Source organism: Streptomyces sp. NPDC047841 (assembly GCF_040704085.1).
GTDB lineage: Bacteria > Actinomycetota > Actinomycetes > Streptomycetales > Streptomycetaceae > Streptomyces > Streptomyces argyrophylli.
Map to the genome: position 1 here is coordinate 431,625 of NZ_JBEYRP010000003.1, position 21,922 is coordinate 453,546.

At 74.0% G+C, this 21,922-nt stretch carries 21 protein-coding genes, 1 tRNA gene and 1 pseudogene; 9 read left to right on the forward strand and 14 right to left on the reverse strand.

What is annotated here, in order from left to right; all coding sequences use genetic code 11:
* Positions 1-111: 111 nt before the first annotated feature.
* The 5 genes from AB0947_RS06570 to AB0947_RS06590 all read left to right on the forward strand — a co-directional run bounded on the left by AB0947_RS06570 (position 112) and on the right by AB0947_RS06590 (position 4,974).
* A complete protein-coding gene (locus AB0947_RS06570; protein WP_366749132.1) occupies positions 112-924 on the forward strand; it encodes an SAM-dependent methyltransferase in 813 nt (270 codons plus the stop codon).
* Positions 925-963: 39 nt separating this feature from the next.
* Positions 964-2,367 (forward strand): glutamine synthetase family protein, encoded by a 1,404-nt coding sequence (locus AB0947_RS06575; RefSeq protein ID WP_366749133.1) that lies wholly within the window; start codon positions 964-966, stop codon positions 2,365-2,367.
* A 2-nt stretch (positions 2,368-2,369) separates the two neighbouring features.
* Positions 2,370-3,545 (forward strand): amidohydrolase family protein, encoded by a 1,176-nt coding sequence (locus AB0947_RS06580; protein ID WP_366749134.1) that lies wholly within the window; start codon positions 2,370-2,372, stop codon positions 3,543-3,545.
* 7 nt (positions 3,546-3,552) lie between these two features.
* Complete coding sequence (locus tag AB0947_RS06585; RefSeq protein WP_366749135.1) at positions 3,553-4,089, forward strand: NUDIX hydrolase family protein; 537 nt, start codon at positions 3,553-3,555, stop codon at positions 4,087-4,089.
* 153 nt (positions 4,090-4,242) lie between these two features.
* On the forward strand, positions 4,243-4,974 hold the full coding sequence (locus AB0947_RS06590) for a hypothetical protein (protein ID WP_366749136.1): 732 nt from the start codon (positions 4,243-4,245) through the stop codon (positions 4,972-4,974).
* Positions 4,975-5,055: 81 nt separating this feature from the next.
* Here AB0947_RS06590 and AB0947_RS06595 read toward each other — a convergent pair.
* Positions 5,056-5,129, reverse strand: a tRNA-Pro gene (locus tag AB0947_RS06595).
* 125 nt (positions 5,130-5,254) lie between these two features.
* Here AB0947_RS06595 and AB0947_RS06600 point away from each other — a divergent pair.
* Positions 5,255-5,962 (forward strand): transketolase, encoded by a 708-nt coding sequence (locus tag AB0947_RS06600; RefSeq protein ID WP_366749137.1) that lies wholly within the window; start codon positions 5,255-5,257, stop codon positions 5,960-5,962.
* 22 nt (positions 5,963-5,984) lie between these two features.
* Positions 5,985-6,896 carry a transketolase C-terminal domain-containing protein gene (locus tag AB0947_RS06605; protein ID WP_366749138.1) on the forward strand — a complete coding sequence of 304 codons (912 nt, stop codon included), beginning with the start codon at positions 5,985-5,987 and terminating at the stop codon, positions 6,894-6,896.
* Between the two features lie 73 nt (positions 6,897-6,969).
* Here AB0947_RS06605 and AB0947_RS06610 read toward each other — a convergent pair whose 3' ends face one another.
* The 13 genes and pseudogenes from AB0947_RS06610 to AB0947_RS06670 all read right to left on the reverse strand — a co-directional run bounded on the left by AB0947_RS06610 (position 6,970) and on the right by AB0947_RS06670 (position 19,667).
* Positions 6,970-8,262 carry an MFS transporter gene (locus AB0947_RS06610; protein ID WP_366749139.1) on the reverse strand — a complete coding sequence of 431 codons (1,293 nt, stop codon included), beginning with the start codon at positions 8,260-8,262 and terminating at the stop codon, positions 6,970-6,972.
* A gap of 126 nt (positions 8,263-8,388) precedes the next feature.
* Positions 8,389-8,748, reverse strand: coding sequence for an MmcQ/YjbR family DNA-binding protein (locus AB0947_RS06615; RefSeq protein WP_366749140.1), 360 nt, complete (start codon positions 8,746-8,748; stop codon positions 8,389-8,391).
* A gap of 54 nt (positions 8,749-8,802) precedes the next feature.
* The gene (locus AB0947_RS06620; protein WP_366749141.1) at positions 8,803-9,348 is read right to left on the reverse strand and encodes a GNAT family N-acetyltransferase; all 546 of its coding nucleotides are present in this window, start codon (positions 9,346-9,348) and stop codon (positions 8,803-8,805) included.
* Positions 9,345-9,911 carry an XRE family transcriptional regulator gene (locus AB0947_RS06625; protein ID WP_366749142.1) on the reverse strand — a complete coding sequence of 189 codons (567 nt, stop codon included), beginning with the start codon at positions 9,909-9,911 and terminating at the stop codon, positions 9,345-9,347. Before AB0947_RS06625 ends, AB0947_RS06620 begins: the two co-directional genes overlap by 4 nt.
* Before the next feature lie 46 nt (positions 9,912-9,957).
* Entirely contained in the window at positions 9,958-10,860 is a 903-nt protein-coding gene (locus tag AB0947_RS06630) for a LysR family transcriptional regulator (RefSeq protein WP_366749143.1), read from the reverse strand.
* 30 nt (positions 10,861-10,890) lie between these two features.
* Positions 10,891-12,084: a glycine C-acetyltransferase gene (locus AB0947_RS06635; protein ID WP_366749144.1), complete on the reverse strand. Its 1,194-nt coding sequence runs from the start codon at positions 12,082-12,084 to the stop codon at positions 10,891-10,893.
* 44 nt (positions 12,085-12,128) lie between these two features.
* Positions 12,129-13,157 (reverse strand): L-threonine 3-dehydrogenase, encoded by a 1,029-nt coding sequence (gene tdh / locus AB0947_RS06640; RefSeq protein ID WP_366749145.1) that lies wholly within the window; start codon positions 13,155-13,157, stop codon positions 12,129-12,131.
* Positions 13,158-13,355: 198 nt separating this feature from the next.
* The gene (locus AB0947_RS06645) at positions 13,356-13,931 is read right to left on the reverse strand and encodes a GAF domain-containing protein (RefSeq protein WP_366749146.1); all 576 of its coding nucleotides are present in this window, start codon (positions 13,929-13,931) and stop codon (positions 13,356-13,358) included.
* Positions 13,932-13,992: 61 nt separating this feature from the next.
* Positions 13,993-14,592: an ATP/GTP-binding protein gene (locus AB0947_RS06650; RefSeq protein WP_366749147.1), complete on the reverse strand. Its 600-nt coding sequence runs from the start codon at positions 14,590-14,592 to the stop codon at positions 13,993-13,995.
* Positions 14,570-14,941, reverse strand: coding sequence for a DUF742 domain-containing protein (locus tag AB0947_RS06655; protein WP_366749148.1), 372 nt, complete (start codon positions 14,939-14,941; stop codon positions 14,570-14,572). The genes AB0947_RS06650 and AB0947_RS06655 overlap by 23 nt, the downstream gene beginning before the upstream one ends.
* 2 nt (positions 14,942-14,943) lie before the next feature.
* Positions 14,944-15,378 (reverse strand): roadblock/LC7 domain-containing protein, encoded by a 435-nt coding sequence (locus AB0947_RS06660; RefSeq protein WP_356341184.1) that lies wholly within the window; start codon positions 15,376-15,378, stop codon positions 14,944-14,946.
* A gap of 689 nt (positions 15,379-16,067) precedes the next feature.
* Positions 16,068-17,933 (reverse strand): annotated as a pseudogene (locus tag AB0947_RS06665) (ATP-binding protein); the annotation flags it as partial.
* 558 nt (positions 17,934-18,491) lie between these two features.
* The gene (locus AB0947_RS06670) at positions 18,492-19,667 is read right to left on the reverse strand and encodes an MBL fold metallo-hydrolase (RefSeq protein ID WP_366749149.1); all 1,176 of its coding nucleotides are present in this window, start codon (positions 19,665-19,667) and stop codon (positions 18,492-18,494) included.
* 182 nt (positions 19,668-19,849) lie between these two features.
* Here AB0947_RS06670 and AB0947_RS06675 point away from each other — a divergent pair, with 182 nt between their 5' ends.
* The gene (locus tag AB0947_RS06675) at positions 19,850-21,040 is read left to right on the forward strand and encodes a Glu/Leu/Phe/Val dehydrogenase dimerization domain-containing protein (RefSeq protein WP_366749150.1); all 1,191 of its coding nucleotides are present in this window, start codon (positions 19,850-19,852) and stop codon (positions 21,038-21,040) included.
* A 56-nt stretch (positions 21,041-21,096) separates the two neighbouring features.
* Complete coding sequence (locus AB0947_RS06680; protein ID WP_366749151.1) at positions 21,097-21,717, forward strand: TetR/AcrR family transcriptional regulator; 621 nt, start codon at positions 21,097-21,099, stop codon at positions 21,715-21,717.
* Positions 21,718-21,922 lie beyond the last annotated feature (205 nt).

Sequence of the window (21,922 nt, forward strand, 5' to 3'; positions counted from 1 at the left end):
GTGCGGGGCCCGAGCCCGGGCGGAACCGATCGCCGTTTCCGGTTCGCGGGACAGCTCGATCATCGGGAGGCACAATGACGGCGGAGAACCGCACGTGAGAAGGGCGGACAGGTGAGCGAGGTCGACTCCCCGGGGGCCGGATCGGCACGGCTGGACACCAGCGTGGCGCACAACGCCCGGGTGTGGAACTACTGGATCGGCGGCAAGGACCACTACGAGGTGGACCAGCGCGTGGGCGAGCGGATCGCCGGGATGTTCCCGGTGATCCGGGCGGTGGCGCGGGCCGACCGGGAGTTCCTGGGGCGGGCGGTGCGCTTCCTCGCCGCCGAGCGGGGCATCCGGCAGTTCCTCGACATCGGCACCGGCCTGCCGACGGCCGACAACACGCACGAGATAGCGCAGCGAATCGCCCCCGAGTCCCGGATCGTGTACGTCGACAACGACCCGATCGTGCTCGTGCACGCCCGCTCGCTGCTCACCAGCTCCCCGGAGGGCGTCACGGACTACGTCGACGCCGACGCCCACGACCCGGACGGCATCGTGCGACGGGCCGCCGGGACCCTGGACCTGAACCGGCCGGTGGCGGTGCTGATGCTGGGCATCCTCAACTTCGTCCTGGACACCGGCGAGGCCCGGGACATCGTGCGCCGGCTGATGGCGGCGATGCCCTCCGGCAGCCACCTGGTCCTCACCCATCCGACGGACGACCGCGAGGTGGGCGGCGAGGGCAACGTGGCCGCCATGGAGTTCTGGAACGCCCACGCCACCCCGCCGATCACCGCCCGCGGCCGCGCCGAGATCGCCGGGTTCCTGGCGGGCCTGGACCTGGTGGAGCCGGGACTGGTGCCGTGCTCGCAGTGGCGCGCCGAGTCGGCGTGCGCCGCCCCGGTGCCGCAGCTCGGCGCGGTGGCCGTGAAACCCTGACCCCGGCCGCGCGCGGGCCGGGCCCGCCGAGGAGGACGCATGACGACTTTCGCCGACCCCGTGCCCGGCGGCCGTCCCGGGGACCTGCGCCGGGTGGCCGGCCTCACCGCCGACCTGGCCGCCCAGGGCGTGCGCGGCATCGTGCTGGCGTACGTGGACACCGCGGGCGTCTGCCGGGTGAAGACGATCCCCACCGGACGGCTGGAGGCGGCCGTGTCCTGGGGCGTCGGCATGTCCCCGGTGTTCGACACCTTCCTCGCCCACGACTCGATCGTCACCACCGACGTGCTCGGCTCCCCCGACGGCGACCTCAGGCTCTACCCGGACCTGGACCGGCTGGTGGCGCTGGCCGGGCAGCCCGGCTGGGCGTGGGCGCCGGTGGACCGGATCACCCAGGAGGGTGCCCGGCATCCCGGCTGCGCCCGGACCTTCCTGCGCAGGACCGTCACCGAGGCCGCCGAACGGCACGGCCTCGCCTTCAAGGCCGCGATCGAGATCGAGTGGTCCGTCGGGCTGGACTCGGCGCCCCCCGGGGAGTTCGTACCGGCCGTCTCCGGCCCGGCGTACGGCGCGATCCGGCAGGTCGGGCTGAGCGACTACACCGCCGACCTGCTGGCCGCGTGCGCCGCGCAGGGCGTGGACGTCGACCAGCTGCACCCCGAGTACGCGCCCGGACAGTTCGAGATCTCGGTGGGCGCCCGGGACCCGGTGGCGGCGGCCGACCTCAGTGTGCTGGTCCGGCAGACGATCCGGGCGGTGGCCCAGCGGCACGGCCTGCGCGTGTCGTTCGCGCCCGCGGTGTCCGCCGAGGGTGTCGGCAACGGCGGCCATCTGCACCTGTCCTGCTGGCGCGACGGCGTGAACCTGCACGCCGGCGGCGACCGCCGGTACGGCATGACGGCCGAGGCGGAGTCCTTCGCGGCCGGGGTCCTCGCCCACCTCCCGGCCCTGACGGCGGTCACCGCGCCGAGCCCGGCCAGCTATCTGCGGCTGAAGCCGTCCCAGTGGGCCGGGGTCTTCACCGTCTGGGGCCGCGAGACCCGCGAGGCCGCGCTGCGGATGGTCACGGGCACGGCGGGCCGCCACGACCAGGACGCCAACATGGAGGTCAAACCGGTCGACCTGGCCGCCAACCCGTACCTGGCCCTCGGCTGTGTGATCGCCGCCGGACTCGACGGCGTCACGGCGGCCCGCGCCCTGCCCGACGAGATCACCGGCGATCCGGCCCGCCACGGCCCCGAGGAGGCGGCGGCCCTGGGCGTACGGCGGCTGCCGCGGTCGCTGCCGGAGGCGGTGGCGGAGTTCCGCGCGGACCCGGTGCCGCGGGCCGCGCTGGGCCCGGTCCTCGCCGACGCGGTGATCGCCGTACGGCTCGGCGAGGCGGCGGCCGTCGAGGGGCTCGGCCCCGAGCAGGTGGCGGCGGCCTACCGCTGGACGTACTGACCATGGCCGCACCCGGACCCGTCCACGAGGCCCTCGCCGCGCTGCCGCTCGTCGACCACCACTGCCACGGCGCGGTCACGGCTGACCTGAGCGGCACGGAGTTCGCGTCCCTGATCACCGAGGGCGCGGCCTGGCCGGACGTCTCGCCCTTCGACAGCCCGGCCGGCCTGGCCGTGCGCCGCCACTGCGCGCCCCTGCTGGACCTGCCCCGGCACGCACCGCCCGCCGACTACGTGGCCCGGCGCGCCCGGCTCGGCTGGCGGGAGGTCAACCGCCGCTTCCTGACGGCGGCCGGAGCCGGGGTGTTCTGCGTGGACACCGGTTACGCCCCGCACCCCCTCACGACGCCCGCCGAGCTGGCGGCGGCCGCCGGTGCCGCCGCCTGTGAGGTCGTACGGCTGGAGCGGATCGCGGAGTCGGTGGCGGCGGGGGGCGTGGAGGCGGGCGAGTACGCGGCCGTGTTCCGCGCGGCCGCCGAGGAGGCCGTACGGCGGCCGGGCGTGGTCGCGGTGAAGTCCGTCGCGGCCTACCGCACGGGTTTCGCCCTGGACCCGGAGCGCCCGTCCGGGGCCGAGGTGACACAGGCCGCCGGGCACTGGCTGGCGCGGGGCGGACGCCTCACCGACCCGGTCCTGGTCCGGCACCTGCTGTGGACCGCCGTCGAGCTGGGGCTGCCGCTGCAACTGCACACCGGCTTCGGCGACGCGGACGTACGGCTGCACCGCGCGGACCCCGCCCTGCTCACCGACTGGCTGCACCGGACCGCCGGCACGATCCCGGTACTGCTGCTGCACTGCTGGCCGTACCACCGGCAGGCCGCCTATCTGGCCGCGGTGTTCGAGCAGGTGTACCTGGACGTGGGGCTCGCCCTGCACTACACCGGCCCGGCCCGCTGCCGCGCCGTGCTGGAGGAGGCGCTGGAGATCACCCCGTTCCGCAAACTGCTGTACAGCTCCGACGCCTATGGTGTGGCCGAGTTCCACCACCTGGGTGCCCTGTGCTTCCGGCAGGGCCTCGCCGATCTGCTGCAAGAACGCGTCGACGCCGACGAGTTCAGCCTCGCCGACGCCCTGCGGATCGCGGCCTGGACGGGCCGCGACAACGCCCGCCGACTGTACGGACCGCCCGTATCCGAACCGGCCCGCGATTCCAGCGGGCGCCCCACCCGGAAAGTATGATCAAGCAATGTCTGACATGACCGAAACCACGCCCGGCTGGCTGACCACGGACGAGCTGGAGATGGCCAGGGCCCGGATGCCGATCCTGTACGTCGAAGCCGTGCCCGTGCGCGTGGACGACAGCGGTGAAGTCACCAGCATCGGGCTGCTGTTGCGCATCGGCCCGGACGGCACGGTCAGCCGGACCCTGGTCTCCGGCCGGGTGCTGCACCACGAGCGGGTCCGTGACGCGCTGCTGCGCCACCTGGAGAAGGACCTCGGCCCGGTCGCCCTGCCCCGCGTCCCCGCCTCGCTCCAGCCGTTCACGGTCGCGGAGTACTTCCCGACGGCGGGCATCACGCCGTACCACGACCCGCGCCAGCACGCGGTGTCCCTGGCCTACATCGTGCCGGTGACCGGCGACTGCCGGCCCCGCCAGGACGCGCTGGACCTCGTCTGGTTCAGCCCCCAGGAGGCAGCCTCCCCGGCGGTGCAGAACGAGATGCCGGGCGGCCACGGGGTGCTGCTGAAGCAGGCCCTGGCGCACGTGGGGCTGGCTCTCTGACCCACCCGTCACCGGCGCCCCGGCCTTCGGGGAGAAGAGGAAGCGACTATTCCACAATTCCCGGGAAACCGGACTTCCACGGCGGCCGCCGCGAGGAAAAGAGCGGCCGTCCAGGAAATGCGGAAGGTTTCCCGGGAAGGGTTTTGCATGTCTGTGAGCCGCACGTTAGCCGCATCCGTGATCTGCGCGACCGCTGCCGTGGGCGCCGCGGGGTGCTCGGCCGACGGATCGTCGGACCAGCCGTTCAAGGGGCAGAGCGCGGACCAGGTGGCCGCCAAGGCGGTGACCGCCACCAGGAACGCCGCGTCACTGCGCATGGCCGGCAAGGTCGCCGCGGACGGGCAGCCCCTGACGGTCGACTTCCACGTCGACACCCAGAAGAACTGCAAGGGCCGGATGGCCATGGAACGGGGCTCGGCCGACGTCATCCACGCAGGCCAGGCAACGTACGTCAAGGGTGACAAGGAGTTCTGGGCCAACGCCGCCAAGGGCTCCGCCGGCGGCCGGAAGGAGGCCCAGGCGCTGAGCGGCCGTTGGGTGAAGGTGCCGGTCGGTGACGCCCGTACGACGGGACTGTGCGACAAGCAGGGATTCCTGGCCGACATGGACAGCGACACATCCGAGCGCAAGGGAATGACGAAGGGCGGCGTCACCACGGTGAACGGCCGTGAGGCGATCGCCCTGAAGAAAAAGAAGGGCGGCGGCGAAACCATCACCATGTACGTCGCCACGGAGGGAAAGCCGTACATTCTCAAACTCCAGCAGTCCGGCGGTGAGAATCCCGGCACGGTCGTCTTCTCGGACTACGAGAAGCCGGTCAAGGCGGCACCCCCGCCGGCGGGACAGGTGATCGACGGCAGCAAGGGCGACAAGGCGGCTTCCTGACCCGCCGGAAGAACCGCTCGAACGTCGGAGGGCCGGTTCCGGAGACATCCGGAACCGGCCCTCACCGGCGACTCTCACAAGTCGGGACGACAGGATTTGAACCTGCGACCCCTTGACCCCCAGTCAAGTGCGCTACCAAGCTGCGCCACGTCCCGGTGCCGTTTGACCTGGGCTTTCCCCGGCCGAACGCGCAGGGAAACAATACCGCACTCGGCTCGGTGGTCGCGCGCCCCTTTCCCGGTTTGACCTCAAGTCCGATTGAGGTTGCACGATCATCGGTATGACGACCGCAACGGATCAGAGCCGTACGCACGGCTACGACGACCTGCCCCGGCTGATGGGGCTGATGACCGGCGACGAGAAGCACGGACCCGCCGCCACGTCCACGCTCGACGTGCTGTGGGTGCTCTACGACCGGGTGCTCCGGGTCACTCCCGAGCGGCGGGACGACCCGGCCCGGGACCGCTTCCTGCTGAGCAAGGGGCACGGGCCCATGGCGTACTACGCCGTGCTGGCCGCCAAGGGGTTCCTGCCCGTCGAGTGGCTGCCCGGCTTCGGGTCCTACGACTCCCCGCTCGGGCACCACCCGGACCGCGTGCTGGTGCCGGGGGCCGAGATCGGCAGCGGCTCGCTCGGCCACGGGCTGCCGATCGCCGTGGGCACCGCGCTGGGCCTGCGGGCGCAGGGCCGGACCGATCCGGCGGTCTGGGTGCTGATCGGGGACGCCGAGCTGGACGAGGGCAGCAACCACGAGGCGATCGCCTTCGCGGGGCCCGCCGGGCTCGACCGGCTGCACACCGTCGTGGTCGACAACTCCTCCGCGAGCCATGCGCTGCCCGGCGGGATCGCCGCCCGGTTCGAGGCCGCGGGCTGGTCCGCGGTGACCGTCGACGGGCGCGACCACGAGGCGCTGTACGCCGCGTTCACCGCCCCGCATCCCGGCCGGCCGCATGTCGTCGTGGCCCGCGTCGAGCCGAAGAACGCCTGACTTCCCGGAAAGGGTCTTTTCGATGGACACCATGCGTGACCGTTTCGCCCCCGTCGCCTCCCGGCTGCTGGACGAGGATCCCCGGGTCGCGGTCGTCCTCGCCGAGATCGGCCGGGACGGGTTCCGCGAGGCCGAGCGCCGGCACCCCGACCGGGTGATCAACGTCGGCATCCGGGAACAGCTGCTGGTCGGCGCGGCGGCCGGGCTGGCGCTCACCGGACTGCGGCCGATCGTGCACACCTTCGCCAGCTTCCTCGTGGAGCGGCCGTTCGAGCAGCTCAAGCTGGACCTGGGACACCAGGACACGGGCGCGGTGCTGGTGAGCGCCGCCGCCTCCTTCGACTGGCCGGCCGGCGGCGTCACCCACATGGCCCCGGGCGACGTGGCCCTCCTCGACACGCTGGACGGCTGGACCGTGCACGTGCCCGGGCACCCGGACGAGGCCGAGACGCTGCTGCACCACGCGGTCGCGGCGGGCGACGACCGGGTGTACGTGCGGCTGTCGCTGCAGTCCAACCGGCAGGGGCGGGTCATCGACGGCCGGCACTTCGTCACCGTCCGCGAGGGCCGTTCGGGGGTGGTCGTCGCGGTCGGCCCGATGCTGGACGCGGTCCTCACCGCGACGGAGGGCCTGGACGTGACCGTGCTGTACGCGACGACGGTACGGCCGTTCGACGCGGCCGGGCTGCGCCGGGCGACGGAGGCGGCGGGCACGGACGTCGTGCTGGTCGAGCCGTATCTGGCCGGGACGTCGACGGCCGCGGTGAGCGAGGCACTGGCCGATGTCCCGCACCGGGTGCTCGGCCTCGGCGTCGGCCGCCGTGAGCTGCGCCGCTACGGCACGATCGAGGAACATGTGGCCGCGCACGGCCTGGACGAGGCGACCCTGCGGGAGCGGATCGGGCACTTCCTGGATGCGGGGCGGGGCAGGTGACGGCGGGACCCGGGTGAGCGCCCCCGCGCGGGCCGGCATGCGGGGACGCTCACGCCAGGGGTCACCTCGGTCATCACGGCACGGCGGATGCCGTCGCGTCGGCCCGGGTCAAGTCGCGTACCGCGGGCACTGCCAGCAGGATGGCCGCCACCGCCAGGCTCACCACCGCCGCGGTCAGCAGGACGTGGTCGGCGCCGAGGGACGCGGCCGCCGGGCCGGCGAGGGCCTGGCCGACCGGCATCATCGCGAGGGAGCCCGCCACGTCGTAGGCGTGGATGCGGTTGAGGACGTCGGCCGGTACCTGGGTCTGCACGGTGGTCGCCCACATCACGCCCCAGAACGACATCCCGGCCCCGGCGACCGCCGCCCCGGCCGCCATGGCCGGTACGCCGAGGCCCGCCCCGACGGTCGCGGGGAAGCCGAAGAAGGCGAACAGGGAGAGCGCGCCCGCGCGGAGCATGCGGCGGGGGCGCAGCCGCAGGGCGAGCAGGCCACCGACCACCGTGCCCGCGCCGAGGGCCGAGTTGACCAGGCCGTACGCGCCGGGGCCGTGGTGCCGGACGACCTCGGTTGCCACCAGCGGCACGGTCGGGCCCCACACGGCGATCATGTAGAGGCACCAGACGGCGATCACGCCCCACAGCCAGGCGCGGGAGCGGAACTCCCGCCAGCCGTCGACGAGATCGGCGCGGAAGGCGCGCAGGGCGGAACCGGTGGCCGCGCGGGCGGTGACGGGGAGCGGGCGCAGCCGGAGCAGCAGCAGGCACAGGGCGCTGAGCGCGTAGGTGGCGGCGTGCGCGGCGAAGACCCCGCCGGGCGAGGCGAGGCCCACCAGGACGCCGGCGACGGCGGGACCGGCGAGCTGGGCGGCGGACTCGGCGATGCGGATGGCGCCGTTCGCGCCCTGGATGTCGGTGGCGAGGCGGGGCACGGTGCTGGCCACGCCGGGCTGGAAGACCGCGCCGGCCACGCCGTTGGCGATGCCGATGGCGCAGATCTGCCACAGCACCACGTGCCCGGTGAAGAACAGGCCCGCGGCGACGGACTGGGTGCCGAGCCGGACCAGGTCGGCGCCGATCATCAGCCTGCGGGTGCTGAACCGGTCCGCGATGACCCCGCCGAAGACGACGAGTCCCGCGAACGCGGCGGCCGTGGAGGCCATGGCGAGGCCGACCGCGCCCGCGCCGTACCCGTGTTCCAGCAGACCGGCGGCGAGGGCGACGGGCAGCATGGTGTCGCCGAGCCGGGCGACGGCCCGGGCCACGAAGAAGAGCGCGAAGTCCCGCGACCAGAGCGCCGGGACACCGGCCGCCGCCGTGCGCACACCCCGGCCGGCGACATCCCGCCGCGCGTCCGTTCCGGTCATCCCGAGCGCTCCCCTCCCCGACCCGGCCGTTCCCCAGCCCGTGCCGCTTCCCGTCCCCTGCCGCGGCCTCTTCCCAGCCGCCGAGGCGGGATCATGCCACTTCCCGGGAGGCGCCCGCCGGGCTTTTCAGCCCCCGGCCGGGAGCCCCAGCTCCGGATGCGCGTCCAGGAGCCGGGACGGGGCGGCCTGGCGCCAGGAGTCGGCCAGGATGGCCCGCAGCTCGTCCTCGTCCTCCAGGGCGGCGAGCCTCGCTCTCACCCAGGCGAACTGCGCCTCGTGGCCGGCGATCCAGAACTTTCCCGGTTCGGCCAGGACCAGTTCGTCGCGCTCCTCCTTGGGGCAGCGCACGGCGAGGGACGTCTCGTCCTCGGGGAGGGTCGCGAACATCTTCCCGGCGACCCGGAACGTGGGCATGCTCCAGGCGGTCTTCTCCGTGGTGTCCGGCAGGGACAGGGCGATTCGGCGTACGTCGTGTGCATCCGGCATGCCACGCACGGTAGCTCCCGCCACTGACAGCCACCCCGCCGCACCCGCCGGCCGTCAGCCTCCGAGCCGCTTGTAGTACAGCGTCGTCGGCCGCAACACGCCCGCCGGGCTCGCCGCGTAGTCGGGGATGGTCCCGGCCCTCGTCCAGCCGGCCGAGCGGTACAGGCCCTCCGCGGGGCTGCCCGTCTCGGTGTCGAGATGGAGCAGGGTGCGGCCGTCGGCCGCGGCGGCCTCTTCGGCGGTGGTGAGGAGCCGGCGGCCGAGGCCCCGCCCCCGCGCGCAGCGGTGCACCATCAGCTTGACCAGTTCGGCGCGGTGCCTGCTGTTCGGCTTGTCGGGGCAGGCCAGGCCCACCGTGCCGGTCACCCGGCCCACGGGGTCCAGGGCCGCCCAGACGGCGAGCCGGCCCGCCGCCGCGGCCTCCGCCCGCTCCCGCCACCAGGCGACCGCCGCCGCGTGGCCGAGGGGCGCGAGGAAGCCGACGGAGGCGCCCGAGGCCACGGTGTCGGTCAGCAGCGCCGCCAGGTCGCCGACGCGGTCGCGCACGCGGGCACCGTCCCAGCGTTCCACCCTGGTCACCGTGTCCCCGCGGGGCCTCATGGCCGCACCACCGCCAGCACGTACCGCGCCTCGTCCGGACCGGCGCAGCGGAAGCGGGTCGCTCCGGTCACCCGCATCCGCAGGCAGTCCCCAGCGCCGAGCCGGTGGACCCGGTCCCCGGCCGTCACCTCCAGAGCCCCTTCCAGCAGCCACAGGTGCTGTTCCAGGCCGGGCACGGGCGGGCGGTCGTAGGCGATGTCCGCGCCCGGGACGAGCCGGCCCTCGACCAGTTCGCCGCGCAGTCCGGTGTGCGGCGGGGACACGGACCGGCGGACGAAGCCGGAGGCGCGGTCCTCCCACACCCGCTGCTCGGCGGCCCGGACCAGCGGGGCCGGTGCCGCCTCCACCTCGCTGAGCAAGTGGGACATGGTGCGGCCGTAGACGTGGCAGAGCCGGTTCAGCAGGGCGGCGGTGGGGCTGGTCTCCGCGCGTTCGGCGCGTGACAGGGTGGACCGGCTGACCCCGCTGCGCTCCGCGAGTTCGCCGAGCGACCAGCCGTGCTGGGCGCGCAGTTCCGCGAGCCGGGCGCCGATGAGGAGATCGACGGTGTCCTCGTTTCTCATTTCCGGGACGCTATCCCGGAAATGAGACGGCGCCGTTACGGAAGCCTCACGCCTGCGCCGCCTCGCCCAGCGCCTCCAGCACCGGCCGGATCAGCGGGTGCCCCTCGGCGCCCCGGCGGACGGCGGCGAAGACCCGGCGGGTCGGGGCGACGCCGTCGACGGGGCGGACGACCACGCCGGCCAGGTCCATGCCCCGCAGCGCCGAGCGCGGGACGAGGGCCACGCCCGCGTCGGCCGAGGCGAGGGCGACGACGGCCCGGAAGTCGTCGGAGGAGTGCTCCAGGCGGGGCTGGAAGCCGGCGCTCTCGCAGGCGAGGACGACCACGTCGTGGCACGGGTTGCCGGGGTACGGCCCGATCCACGTGTCCTTGGCCAGGTCGGCGAGGGGCACCTCGGGGGCGTCCGCCAGACGGTGCCCCAGGGGTACCACGGCGTCGAACGGCTCGGCGTACAGCGGGACGTGGGTCAGGCGGGGGTCGTCGGCGGACGGCGCGCCCCGGTACTCGACGGCGACCGCGACGTCGACCTGCCGGTCCAGGACCATGGGCAGGCTGGCGTCTCCCTCCGCGTCCTGCACACGGATCCTTATGCCGGGCGCGTGGTGGGCGAGGCGGGCCACGGCCGGGGCCACGACCTGGGCGATGCCGGTCGCGAAGGCCGCCACGGTGACCGTGCCCGCCTCGCCCGAGCCGTAGGCGGCCAGCTCGGCCTCGGCACGCTCCAGCTGGGCGAGGACCGCGTTGGTGTGGCTGAGCAGGATCTCGCCCGCCGGGGTGAGCCGTACGCCCCTGGCGCCGCGCTCGACCAGGCGGTGGCCGGTCTCCTGCTCCAGGGCCGTCAGCTGCTGGGAGACGGCGGAGGGGGTGAGGTAGAGCGCGGCGGCCGCCGCGGTGACCGTGCGGTGGTCGGCCACCGCACGGAGGATGTGGAGCCGCCGTGCCTCGATCATGCCCCCATTATCCCAGGGCGTCCGCCCTGGTCAGGCCGCCAGCTCGGCGCGCGCCGCGACGAACGCGTCGACCGCGCGGTCGACGTCCTCGGTGGAGTGCGCGGCGGACAGCTGGACGCGGATGCGGGCCTGCCCCTGCGGGACGACCGGGTACGAGAAGCCGATCACGTAGACCCCGCGCTCCAGCAGCAGTTCGGCCATCCGGGCCGCCTTCGCCGCGTCCCCGATCATGACGGGGGCGATGGCGTGGTCGCCGGGGAGGATGTCGAAGCCCTCCTCGGTCATCCGGCGGCGGAACAGCGCGGTGTTCTCGGCGAGCCGCACGCGCAGGTCGTCGGCGGACTCCAGCAGGTCGAGGACCTTCAGGGAGGCCGCGGCGATCACCGGGGCGAGCGTGTTGGAGAACAGGTAGGGGCGGGAGCGCTGGCGCAGCAGGGCGACGATCTCGGCGCGGGCGGCGACGTAACCGCCGGAGGCCCCGCCGAGGGCCTTGCCGAGGGTGCCGGTGATGATGTCGACGCGGTCCATGACGCCGTGCAGCTCGGGGGTGCCGCGGCCGGTCGGGCCGACGAAGCCGACGGCGTGCGAGTCGTCGACCATGACCATCGCGTCGTAGCGGTCGGCGAGGTCGCAGATCTCCGCCAGGGGCGCGACGTAGCCGTCCATGGAGAACACGCCGTCGGTGACGATCAGGCGGCGCCGCGCGTCGGACGCCTCCTTGAGCTTGGTCTCCAGGTCCGCGAGGTCGCGGTTGGCGTAGCGGAAGCGGCGGGCCTTGGACAGGCGGATGCCGTCGATGATGGAGGCGTGGTTGAGGGCGTCGGAGATCACCGCGTCCTCCTCGCCGAGCAGGGTCTCGAAGACACCGCCGTTGGCGTCGAAGCAGGAGGAGTACAGGATGGTGTCCTCCTGGCCGAGGAAGGCCGACAGCCGGGCCTCCAGCTCCTTGTGCACCTCCTGGGTTCCGCAGATGAAGCGGACGGAGGCCATGCCGTAGCCCCAGCGGTCCAGGGCGGCGTGGGCGGCGGCGATCACGTCGGGGTGGTCGGCGAGGCCGAGGTAGTTGTTGGCGCAGAAGTTGAGGACCTCGCCGGGGCGGCCGCCGGCGGTGACGTTCACGGTCGCGGACTGCGGGGTGCCGATGACGCGCTCGGGCTTGTGCAGGCCGGCGGCGCGGATCTCGTCGAGGGTGGCGCGCAGGTCGTCGCGGACGGTGTCGAACATGAGGGAGCTCCTGAATACCTGAAGGTGCTTGCGGGGGAAGGGGGTTACGCGGTCCAGTCCAGGATGACCTTGCCGCCCCTGCCGCTCGCGGCGTCGGCGAAGGCCGCCTCGAAGTCGCGGTAGTCGTACCGGCCGGTGATCACGGGGGCCAGGTCCAGGCCGCCCTCCAGCAGCACCGACATCGCGTACCAGGTCTCGAACATCTCGCGGCCGTAGATGCCCTTGATGGTGATCATCGAGGTGACGATCCGGGCCCAGTCGACCGGGAACTCCTCGGCGGGCAGGCCGAGCATGGCGATCCGGCCGCCGTGCGTCATGTTCGCGATCATGTCGCGCATGGCCTCGGGCCGCCCGGACATCTCCAGGCCGATGTCGAAGCCCTCGCGCAGCCCCAGTTCGCGCTGTCCGTCGGCGATGGTGGACTCGGCGACGTTCAGGGCCAGGCTCACCCCTATCTTGCGGGCGATCTCCAGGCGCTCCTCGCTGACGTCGGTGACGACGACGTTGCGGGCGCCCGCGTGCCGGGCCACGGCGGCGGCCATCAGGCCGATCGGGCCCGCGCCGGTGATCAGCACGTCCTCGCCGACCAGCGGGAAGGACAGCGCGGTGTGCACGGCGTTGCCGAACGGGTCGAAGATCGCGGCGACGTCGAGGTCGACGGGGACGCGGTGCACCCAGACGTTGGTCGCGGGCAGGGCGACGTACTCGGCGAACGCGCCGTCACGGCCGACGCCGAGACCGACGGTGGCGCGGCACAGGTGCCGGCGGCCGGCCAGGCAGTTGCGGCACTTGCCGCACACCAGGTGGCCCTCGCCGCTGACCCGGTCGCCGATGCGGATGTCGGTCACGTCCCGCCCGGTCTCGACCACCTGCCCGACGAACTCGTGGCCCAGCACGAGCGGGGTCCGGATCGTCTGCCGGGCCCAGCCGTCCCACGACCGGATGTGCAGGTCCGTGCCGCAGATACCGGTCCGCATGACCTTGATCAGGACGTCCCCGGGGCCGATGGCGGGCTCCGGGACGTCCGTCAGCCAGAGTCCCGGCTCCGCCTTCTCCTTGACCAGCGCCTTCAACGCTACGGCTCCTGTGGGTGAGGCCCGGCCCGCGGGCGCGCCGAAGGTGCCCGCACCGGGTCAGAGGGGTGGAATCACCCTGCAATCTGCCGTACGCGCGAGCCCGGGTCCATCGAGCTTTTCTTAACCGGCGCCTCAGCTTTCCTACACGTCCCCCGAAAACGCCCGTCACGCCGCCCCGCGCGGGTGTCCTCCGCGTCAGAGAGGAAGTCCGTCCTCGCTGCTCCGTTCGAGGCGTACGACGAGATCGGCGGCGAGTGCCTTGATGGTCTCCAGGCCGGCCCTGCCCCAGGCGCGGGGCGCTGTGTCGGCCGCGCACACGGTGCCGAGCGCCATGCCGGAGCTGTCGATGAGGGGGGCGCCGAGGTAGGAGCGGATGCCGTAGCCGTCGACGACCGGGTTGCACGCGAACCGGGGGTAGTCGCCGACGTCCTCCAGGACGAGTGCCTTGCGGCGGACCACCACATGGGGGCAGAAACCGTGGTCGCGCGGCAGGGCCCGGCCGATCTCGGCGCTGGTGCCGTCGTCCCGCACGACCGGGCAGACGGCCGGGGCGCTCAGGCCCGCGAAGAACTGGTGCTCCTCGCCGATGAAGTTGACCATGGCGTAGAGCGCGCCGGTGAGCTGCGCGAGGTGGCCCGCGAAGGCGTCGAGCGCGGGGTCGGGCCGGTCCGCCAGGCCGAGCCGGCGCAACCGGTGGACGCGGGCGGGCGCCTCCTTGTCCTCGGGGGTGAGCAGCAGACCCCGGACCGGCCGGGGCGGCTCGTAGCTCATGGCCGGGCTCCGTCGCTGTGGGCGTACCTCATATAGGGGCTCCGTGGGCGGTAGGGCGGGATCACCTGTGGGCGCCCTGGCTGGGCGCGGTCGCCGGGGCGTGGGCGAGGAGGTGGCGGACGAGGACGAGCAGGGTCTGGACCCCGGAGCTGGAGATCCGGGCGTCGCAGCGGACCACCGGGATCTGCGGGTCAAGGTCGATGGCGGCCCGCACCTCCTCCGGCTCGTAGCGGTGGGCGCCGTCGAACTCGTTGAGGGCGACGACGAAGGCGAGCCCGCGTTCCTCGAAGAAGTCCACGGCGGCGAAGCAGTCCTGGAGGCGCCGGGTGTCGGCGAGGATCACCGCGCCGAGCGCGCCCTCGGACAGCTCGTCCCACATGAACCAGAACCGCTCCTGCCCCGGCGTGCCGAACAGGTACAGCACATGGTGCGGATCGAGGGTGATCCGGCCGAAGTCCATGGCGACCGTGGTCTCCATCTTGTTCTCGACGCCGTCGAGACTGTCCGTGCCGACGCTGACCGTGGTGAGCAGCTCCTCCGTGCTGAGCGGCGCGATCTCGCTGACCGCGCCCACGAAGGTGGTCTTGCCGACGCCGAACCCGCCCGCCACCAGGATCTTGAGCGCGGTCGGGAACGGGTCAGAGCTGTCGTCGTAGTCCATCGAGCACTGCCTCCAGCAGAGACCGGTCAGTGGGGGTGTGGTGGTACACGGGCGGCTTGGTGGTCAGCGCGCCGCAGTCGACCAGGTCGGAGAGCAGCACCTTGGTGACCACGGCGGGCAGTTTCAGCTGGGCGGCGACCTCGGCCACCGAGACGGGCGCGCGGGACAGGTCGAGCGCCTGCGCGTGCTCGGGGGCGAGGTAGCCGAGCGGGGTGACGCCGGTGGCCATCACCTGCGACATCAGGTCGAGGGCGATGCTGGGTTCGGTGCGGCCGTTGCTCACCGTGAACGGCCGCACGAGCCGTCCGGCCGCGTCGTCCAGCCAGGGTCCGTCGCCGGCCGCGGCCACGCTCAGGGCCTCGTCGCCGTGGATTCGACGGCGTGCTGCCGGGGCGCGGTGACCAGGTAGGGGCGGACGCTCTTGACCAGCATCGCCATCTCGTAGCCGAGCACCGCGGCGTCGGCCTCGCGGCCCGCCAGCACGGCGAGGCAGGTGCCGGAGCCGGCGGTGGTGACGAACAGCAGGGTCGCGTCGAGTTCGACGACGACCTGGCGGACGTCCCCGCCGTCGCCGAACCGGACGCCCGCACTGCGGCCGAGGGAGTACAGACCGGAGGCCAGGGCCGCCATGTGGTCGGCGCTGTCGGCGTCCAGGCCGTGCACGGACTTCACCAGTCCGTCGCAGGACAGGAGCACCGCGCTGGTGGTGTGCGGTACGCGCTGCACGAGGCCGCTCAGCAGCCAGTCGAGATCGGAGGCGTGGACGGTCGGCGCATCGCTCGCCATGGTGGATCGACTCCTTGGGGTACGAAGACCAGCGGGAGCGCTGGGGGTGGGGGTGGGGGTACGGCGCAGGGGTGCGGGGGCGGAGGCGGTCATCCGGCCGGCGCGCCCCCCTCGGTCCGGCCGCTGCCGCGAACACCGTCGGCTGCGGGCGCGTGGGCGCGCGCCTGGGGTATGGGGGCGACGTGCTGTGTGGTGGGGTCCGGAGTAGTGGGGGGCTGGGCAGTGGGGGGCTGGGCTGTGTGGTCGGTGGACATGTGGCCCGGTCCCATGTGGTGCGCACCGGGGTAGCCCTGGGCCGGGCGGTCCGGGCCGGTGTGGCCCGGGCCCATGTGGTCCGGGCCCATGTGGTCCGCACCCGTGTAGTCCGACCCCATGTGCGTCTGACTCGGGTGCGCTTGGCCTGTGTGCTCCTGGCCCATGTGCAATTGACCCATGTGCGCCTGACGCATGTGCCGCGACTCCATGTGGTCCGGATCGCCGTGCTCGGGGCGTTCGCGCGTCGGCTCGGCCGGTCCCGGCGTGGACGCCGGGAGGTGCGCGCCTGCCCTGTGCTCAGCATCCATGTGGGCCGAGCCCATGTGCCCGTACGCCGTCTCGTACCCCGTCTTCTCGTAAGCCGTCTTCTCGTACGCCGTCTTCTCGGACTCTGTCTCCCGGAACCCCGGCTCGCGGAACCCCGGCTCCGTCTGCTCGGCCTCCAGGCTCTGCTGGGCCTCCGCGAGTCCGATGCCGCGCTGGAAGGCAGCCATCAGGCCGGGGTCGTGGCCGGCGACGGTGTCGCTCTCCTGGCGGGGCAGCGGTCCGCCGCGCAGCTGGGGCACGATGTGCTCCTGGGCGCGCCGGCGGGGCAGTTGGGGCTTGTCCATGCTGCCGCGGACCGGGCCGACGCGCGGGGTGGGCAGGACGCCCGTGTGCGCCTCCACCGCCGCCCGGTCCTCGGCGCTGATGCCGGGCACGGCCTCGGCGGGTGTGGGCCGCGCCTCCTGGGCACCGCGCACGGGAAGCGGGGCCGGGTCACTTCCGTGCCGCACTCGCGCGCCGCTCTCGGTCCCACGGCGCCCCGGGCCCCGCTGGGCGTGCCTGCGCCGCCCGGTCGCCGCGGTCTGCCCGCCGCCCGTCCCGGCCCCGGCCGCCTCGCCGGCCCGGTCCCCGCCGCCCTGCGCGGAGCCACGCCCGCCCTGTGCGGCACCCCCCGCTTCGGTGCCGCTCACGGGACCTGGCGAAGGCGCGGGCGCGGGGGGCGGCGCGGATGCCATCGCCCGGCTTACCTGCGGCGCCCCGGCCTCCCCCGACCGCTGCGGCTGCGGCTGCGGTACGGCGGTCCCGGCGACCGCGCCCGGCACGCCCGGCGCGTTGCCCAGCAGGGCCTGCGGCACGACGAGGACGGCCTGCACCCCGCCGTAGATGTTGGTCTGCAGCCGCACGTGGATGCTGTGCCGGCGGGCGAGCTGGGAGACGACGTAGAGCCCGATGCGGCCGTCGGCCAGCAGGCTGGCGACGTTGACCTGGTCGGGGTCGGCGAGCACGGCGTTCATCCGCTCCTGCTCGGCGACGGGCATGCCCAGGCCGCGGTCCTCGACCTCCACGGCGAGCCCGGAGGTGACGAGGTTGGCGCGGAGCAGCACCTGGGTGTGCGGGGCGGAGAACACCGTGGCGTTCTCGATGAGTTCGGCGAGCAGGTGGATGACGTCGGCCACGGCGTGGCCGCGCAGTTCGCCGGCGATGGGCGGCACCAGCCTGACGCGGGAGTACTGCTCGACCTCGGCGATGGCGGAGCGCAGCACCTCGGTCATGCTGACGGGGTTGCTCCACTGCCGCCGCGAGACCGCGCCGCCGAGCACGGCGAGGTTCTCGGCGTGCCGGCGGACGCGGGTGGCCAGGTGGTCGACGTGGAAGAGCCCCTTGAGCAGATCGGGGTCCTCGATCTCGTTCTCCAGGTCGTCCAGGGTCGAGATCTCCCGGTGCACCAGGGACTGGAGCCGCCGCGCCAGGTTGACGAACACCTCCAGCTTCTGCTGGCTGCCGGTCTGGCTGGAGAGCTGGGCGGCCCGTACGACGGCGGTGACGGCGCCGTCGTACGCGCGCGCCAGATCGGCGGCGAGCAGCTCGAAGTCGTCGGCGTCGGCGGGCGGCCGGCGGCGCGGGCCGCGCTGCGGCGGGGTCTCGCCCTGCCGCAGCGCGTCGACCAGGGCGTGCAGGTCGGCCTCGCCGCGCGCGGCGGTGCGGCGCAGCGCGTCGACGCGGTCGGCGACCGAGCGGGCGGTGCGGTCGGCGGCCACGGCGGCGATCAGGATGCCGGCGACCGCCACGGTGACCGATCCGGCGAGCACGGCCCACAGCAGGGGGCCGGTGCGCACGCCGGTGGAGCGGATGCTGAAGAGCACCGCTGCGGTGCCGCTCAGCGCGACCGCGAGGGGCGGCAGGACGGCGAGCCGCATCAGCTGGGGCCGTATGTGCGTCTCGGGCAGTGCGGGAGCGGGTCGGGCGACCGGTCGCCCGTGCCGGCCGCCCTCGCGGCGATCGGCGCGGGCGGCCGGTGCTCGGAGGTGAGACATCTGCGTCCTCGTACTGGTCCGTCGGGCCTGTGTCCTCGTGCGGTGCGCCGTGCGGGCATGCGTCGATGCGGGCACGCGTCATCGCTGCCGGCCGACGGGGCCGGTGCACCCGGCCGCGCGTCACCCGGCGGACACTCACAGTAGTCGCCTGAGCATCATGTGCGGTGGGCAGTTGACAAAGTCACCCCAGCAGCGTCCCGCTCTGGTATGAGGCGCCGCACGAAGGTCCGATGGCCGCCGCCCGGGACCGGGCAGAATCAAGTCAGGGGCGATCCACCCTGGTCACAAGCGGTCAGGAACGGAAAGGTTGGCCGATCACCCCGGCCCATCGCGCTCTCCCCGCGCGGCGCACGCGCGCGGGGGCACGCTCCCGGCGCCGCCCGCGCGGCGGCCTCCGGGCCCCTCCGCGCGACCCGGTCCACCCCGATCATCACTCAACGTGTTGGCTTTGGCCATGCCCTGGGTCAGGGGTCGAGCGGCATGCCGGCGTACGCCGGACAGCCGAACTGGGTGAGCCGGGGCCAGGGCCCCGGACGCCCCCCGGCCCCGGCCGGCCGGTCAGGCGCCGGTGTCGCGCGTGGGCGGCTCCGCCACGAACGCGCCGACCGAGCGCCAGGTGCGCCGTACGTCCCCCGACGCGCTCCGCCACCACGCCTCGGCCGGCAGCTTGCCTGAAGCCTCGAACGGCTCGCCCGGCCGGGGCAGGGCCACCGCCTGGCCGGCCTCCTCGGCGGCCTCCTTGGTCCACTCCCCCGGCTCGGCCCAGGGGTGCGGGGCGAGGTTGAAGGTGCCCCAGTGGATCGGCAGCAGGACGCCGTGCGGCGCGCCGCCCTGGAGGTCGAGGTGGGCGCGCAGGCCCTCCTGCGGGGTCATGTGGATGTCGGGCCAGAACTCGCTGTACGCCCCGATCTGGATCATCGTGGCGTCGAACGGGCCGTGGGCGGCGCCGATGTCCTTGAAGCCGTCGAAGTAGCCGGTGTCGCCGCTGTGGTAGATCCGGTGCTCCTCGCCGGCGACGGCCCAGGACGCCCAGAGGGTGTGCTGGGTGTTGCGCAGGCCCCGGCCGCAGAAGTGGCGGGCCGGGGTGGCGGTGAGGGTGAGGCCGCCGACCCGGGTGGACTCGTGCCAGTCCAGTTCGCGCAGCCGGTCCGGGGAGACGCCCCAGTGTTCGAGGTGGGCGCCCACGCCGAGCGGCACGGCGAACAGGGTGTCCGTGCCGGCCAGCGCCTTGATGGTCGGCAGGTCCAGGTGGTCGTAGTGGTCGTGCGAGATGACGACGACGTCGACCGGGCCGAGCGCGGCCAGCGGCAGCGGCACCGGGTGGAGCCGCTTGGGACCGGCGAAGGGGAACGGGGAGCAGCGCTCGCCCCAGACGGGGTCGAACAGGACGCGGTGACCGTCGATCTCGGCGAGCACGCTGGAGTGGCCCATCCAGGTCAGCCGCAGTCCGGTGGCGGGCGGCTTGGCCAGGTCGGCGAAGGTCGTGGGGTGCACCGGGACGATGCCCTTGGGGGCGCGCAGCGGCCGGGTGTCCTTGTCCAGGAACACCTTCGCGAGGTCCAGCGAGGACCCGGTGGGCCGGGTGCGGGCGGGGCCGCCGGGGTTCTGGAAGACGCCGTCCTTGAAATGCGGTGAGCGGCGGATGCGTGCCATGCGCTCACCCCCCGGGTCCGCTCCGAACGCAGCGGGCCGCAGCGCGCGGAGCCCGGAGCTCGCGGAACGCAGACCGGTCACGGTACCTCCCGGTGGAGTGGGTGAGGTCCCCCATTATGGTCGGCCGCGCAGGCGGCGAGGGTCCGCGGGGGTGCGCCGTCCGCTGCCGAAGCTCCCTTCCGCGCGTTGACAGGGTCCCAACCGGCTCCGGATACTGACTCGCCGTTCAGGTGATCACCTCATCGCTCCCCCGAGGAAGCCCCATGACCACCCCCCTCACCGCCCCTTCGCTGTCGCTCGTCTGGACCGATCACGTCACCGGTCGCCAGGGCTTCCTGGTCGTGGACCGGCTGGTGCGGGGCGTGGCGAGCGGCGGGCTGCGGATGCGGCCCGGCTGCACGCTGGAGGAGGTCACCGGACTCGCCCGCGGCATGACGATGAAGGAGGCCCTGCACTACGACCCCGGGAGCCGCTACGTCCCGCTCGGCGGTGCCAAGGGCGGCATCGACTGCGACCCCCGGGACCCGGAGGCGTACGGGCTCCTCGTGCGCTATCTGCGCGCCGTGCGGCCGTACGTCGAGAGCTGCTGGACCACCGGCGAGGACCTGGGTCTCACCCAGGCCCTGGTGGACCGCGCGGCGGCCGAGGCGGGCCTGGTCTCCTCGATCCAGGCGGTCTACCCGCTGCTGGACGACGAGGCCGCGGCCCGCCAGCGGCTCGCGGACGCCTTCGCGGTGCGGGTGGACGGCATCGGCCTGGACGAACTGGTGGGCGGCTGCGGGGTCGCCGAGTCGGTGCTGACGGCCCTGGACCGGGCGGCGGTGCCGTATCCGGGCACCCGGGTCGCCGTGCAGGGTCTCGGCACGATGGGCGGGGCCACCGCGCGCTTCCTCGCGCGCGCGGGCCTGAGCGTCGTGGCCGTCGCCGACATCAAGGGCACGATCGCCAACCCGGCGGGGCTCGACGTCGAGGCGCTGCTGGCGGCGCGGGACGGCTACGGCACCGTGGACCGCGGGGCGTTGCGCCCCGGTGACCGCGAACTGCCCGGCGACGCCTGGCTGTCCGCGGAGGCGGAGGTGCTGGTGCCGGCCGCCGTGTCGTACGCCGTCGACCGTGCGAACCAGGAGCGGATCCGGGCGCGTTGGATCGTCGAGGCCGCCAACATGCCCGTGCTGCCCGAGGCGGAGGCGCTGCTGACCGCGCGCGGGGTGACGGTCCTGCCGGACGTGGTGGTCAACTCCGCGACGAACGCCTGGTGGTGGTGGACCCTGTTCGGCGACATCGGCGCGGACGCCGACGAGGCGCTCGCCCACGTCCGGCGCTCGATGCGCGCCCTGACCGGCCGGATGCTGGACCGCGCGCAGGCCGACGGTACGACCCCGCGCACGGCTGCGCACGCCTTGGTGGCGGACCGGTTGCCGGTGATCGCGGAACGGTTCGGCCGGTACCGGTGACGGCCCTGCCGTGCGACGGCTTCGGCGGCACCGGGGGCAACGACTAGGGTGACCGCGTGGCGAGAGTGCGGTTGAGCGTGGCCGAGCGGCGGGAGGAGCTGCTGCGGGCAGCCATCGGGCAGATCGAGGCGCGGGGCGTGGCGGCGGTCAGGATCGCCGACGTGGCCGCGGCCCTCGGGGTGAGCAACGCGCTGGTGCTGTACCACTTCTCCACGAAGGAGAAGCTGGTCGCCGCCGCGTTCACCTACGCGGCCGAGGACGATCTCGCGCGCCTGCGCAGGCTGCTGGACCGGCGGACCACCGCGCTGCGCCGGCTGCGGTCGGCGGTGCGCTGGTACGCGCCGACCGGACAGGCCAAGGGCTGGCGGCTGTGGATCGAGGGCTGGGCGGTGTCCCTGCGCGAGCCCGCACTGCGGCAGGTCACCCGGGAGCTGGACGAGCAGTGGAAGGCGGCGATCGCCGGCGTCATCGCCGAGGGCGTGGCGGCCGGTGAGTTCGCGTGCGCGGACCCGGCCGGCACGGCACTGCGGCTGACCGCGCTGCTGGACGGGCTGGCGGTGCAGCTCACGTCGTACCCGGGCGCGGTGCCCCGGTCCCGGGCGCAGGAGTGGGTGGACGACGCCCTCGCGCGCGAACTGGGCCTGGAACGCGGTGCGTTGACGGACAGGCGGCGCTGACGCGCGGGTCTCCGCGGAACCGCCGCCGCGACCTTACGCGGACACGCCGGCACCGGGGCGCGGAGTCTCCGCGGTGCCGCGTCCAGTGCAGCACCGTTCCCCCGCGGGGCCCGGGGCGGCCCGGGACGCAGAGCGCCGGCGGATCCGACCGGTCGGCCTTCGGCACGAGGACGCCGTCGATGGCGGTGCTCCCCGTCGGGACGGG

Bases quoted from the DNA above. Each gene is read 5' to 3' on its own strand.
- AB0947_RS06580 (WP_366749134.1), top strand. From the start codon at position 2,370: ATGGCCGCACCCGGACCCGTCCACGAGGCCCTCGCCGCGCTGCCGCTC.
- AB0947_RS06615 (WP_366749140.1), bottom strand. From the start codon at position 8,748: ATGCCGGATGCACACGACGTACGCCGAATCGCCCTGTCCCTGCCGGAC.
- AB0947_RS06585 (WP_366749135.1), top strand. From the start codon at position 3,553: ATGTCTGACATGACCGAAACCACGCCCGGCTGGCTGACCACGGACGAG.
- AB0947_RS06635 (WP_366749144.1), bottom strand. From the start codon at position 12,084: ATGTTCGACACCGTCCGCGACGACCTGCGCGCCACCCTCGACGAGATC.
- AB0947_RS06630 (WP_366749143.1), bottom strand. From the start codon at position 10,860: ATGATCGAGGCACGGCGGCTCCACATCCTCCGTGCGGTGGCCGACCAC.
- AB0947_RS06600 (WP_366749137.1), top strand. From the start codon at position 5,255: ATGACGACCGCAACGGATCAGAGCCGTACGCACGGCTACGACGACCTG.
- AB0947_RS06650 (WP_366749147.1), bottom strand. From the start codon at position 14,592: ATGGACTACGACGACAGCTCTGACCCGTTCCCGACCGCGCTCAAGATC.
- AB0947_RS06575 (WP_366749133.1), top strand. From the start codon at position 964: ATGACGACTTTCGCCGACCCCGTGCCCGGCGGCCGTCCCGGGGACCTG.
- AB0947_RS06610 (WP_366749139.1), bottom strand. From the start codon at position 8,262: ATGACCGGAACGGACGCGCGGCGGGATGTCGCCGGCCGGGGTGTGCGC.
- AB0947_RS06605 (WP_366749138.1), top strand. From the start codon at position 5,985: ATGGACACCATGCGTGACCGTTTCGCCCCCGTCGCCTCCCGGCTGCTG.
- AB0947_RS06675 (WP_366749150.1), top strand. From the start codon at position 19,850: ATGACCACCCCCCTCACCGCCCCTTCGCTGTCGCTCGTCTGGACCGAT.
- AB0947_RS06660 (WP_356341184.1), bottom strand. From the start codon at position 15,378: ATGGCGAGCGATGCGCCGACCGTCCACGCCTCCGATCTCGACTGGCTG.
- AB0947_RS06625 (WP_366749142.1), bottom strand. From the start codon at position 9,911: ATGAGAAACGAGGACACCGTCGATCTCCTCATCGGCGCCCGGCTCGCG.
- AB0947_RS06645 (WP_366749146.1), bottom strand. From the start codon at position 13,931: ATGAGCTACGAGCCGCCCCGGCCGGTCCGGGGTCTGCTGCTCACCCCC.
- AB0947_RS06620 (WP_366749141.1), bottom strand. From the start codon at position 9,348: ATGAGGCCCCGCGGGGACACGGTGACCAGGGTGGAACGCTGGGACGGT.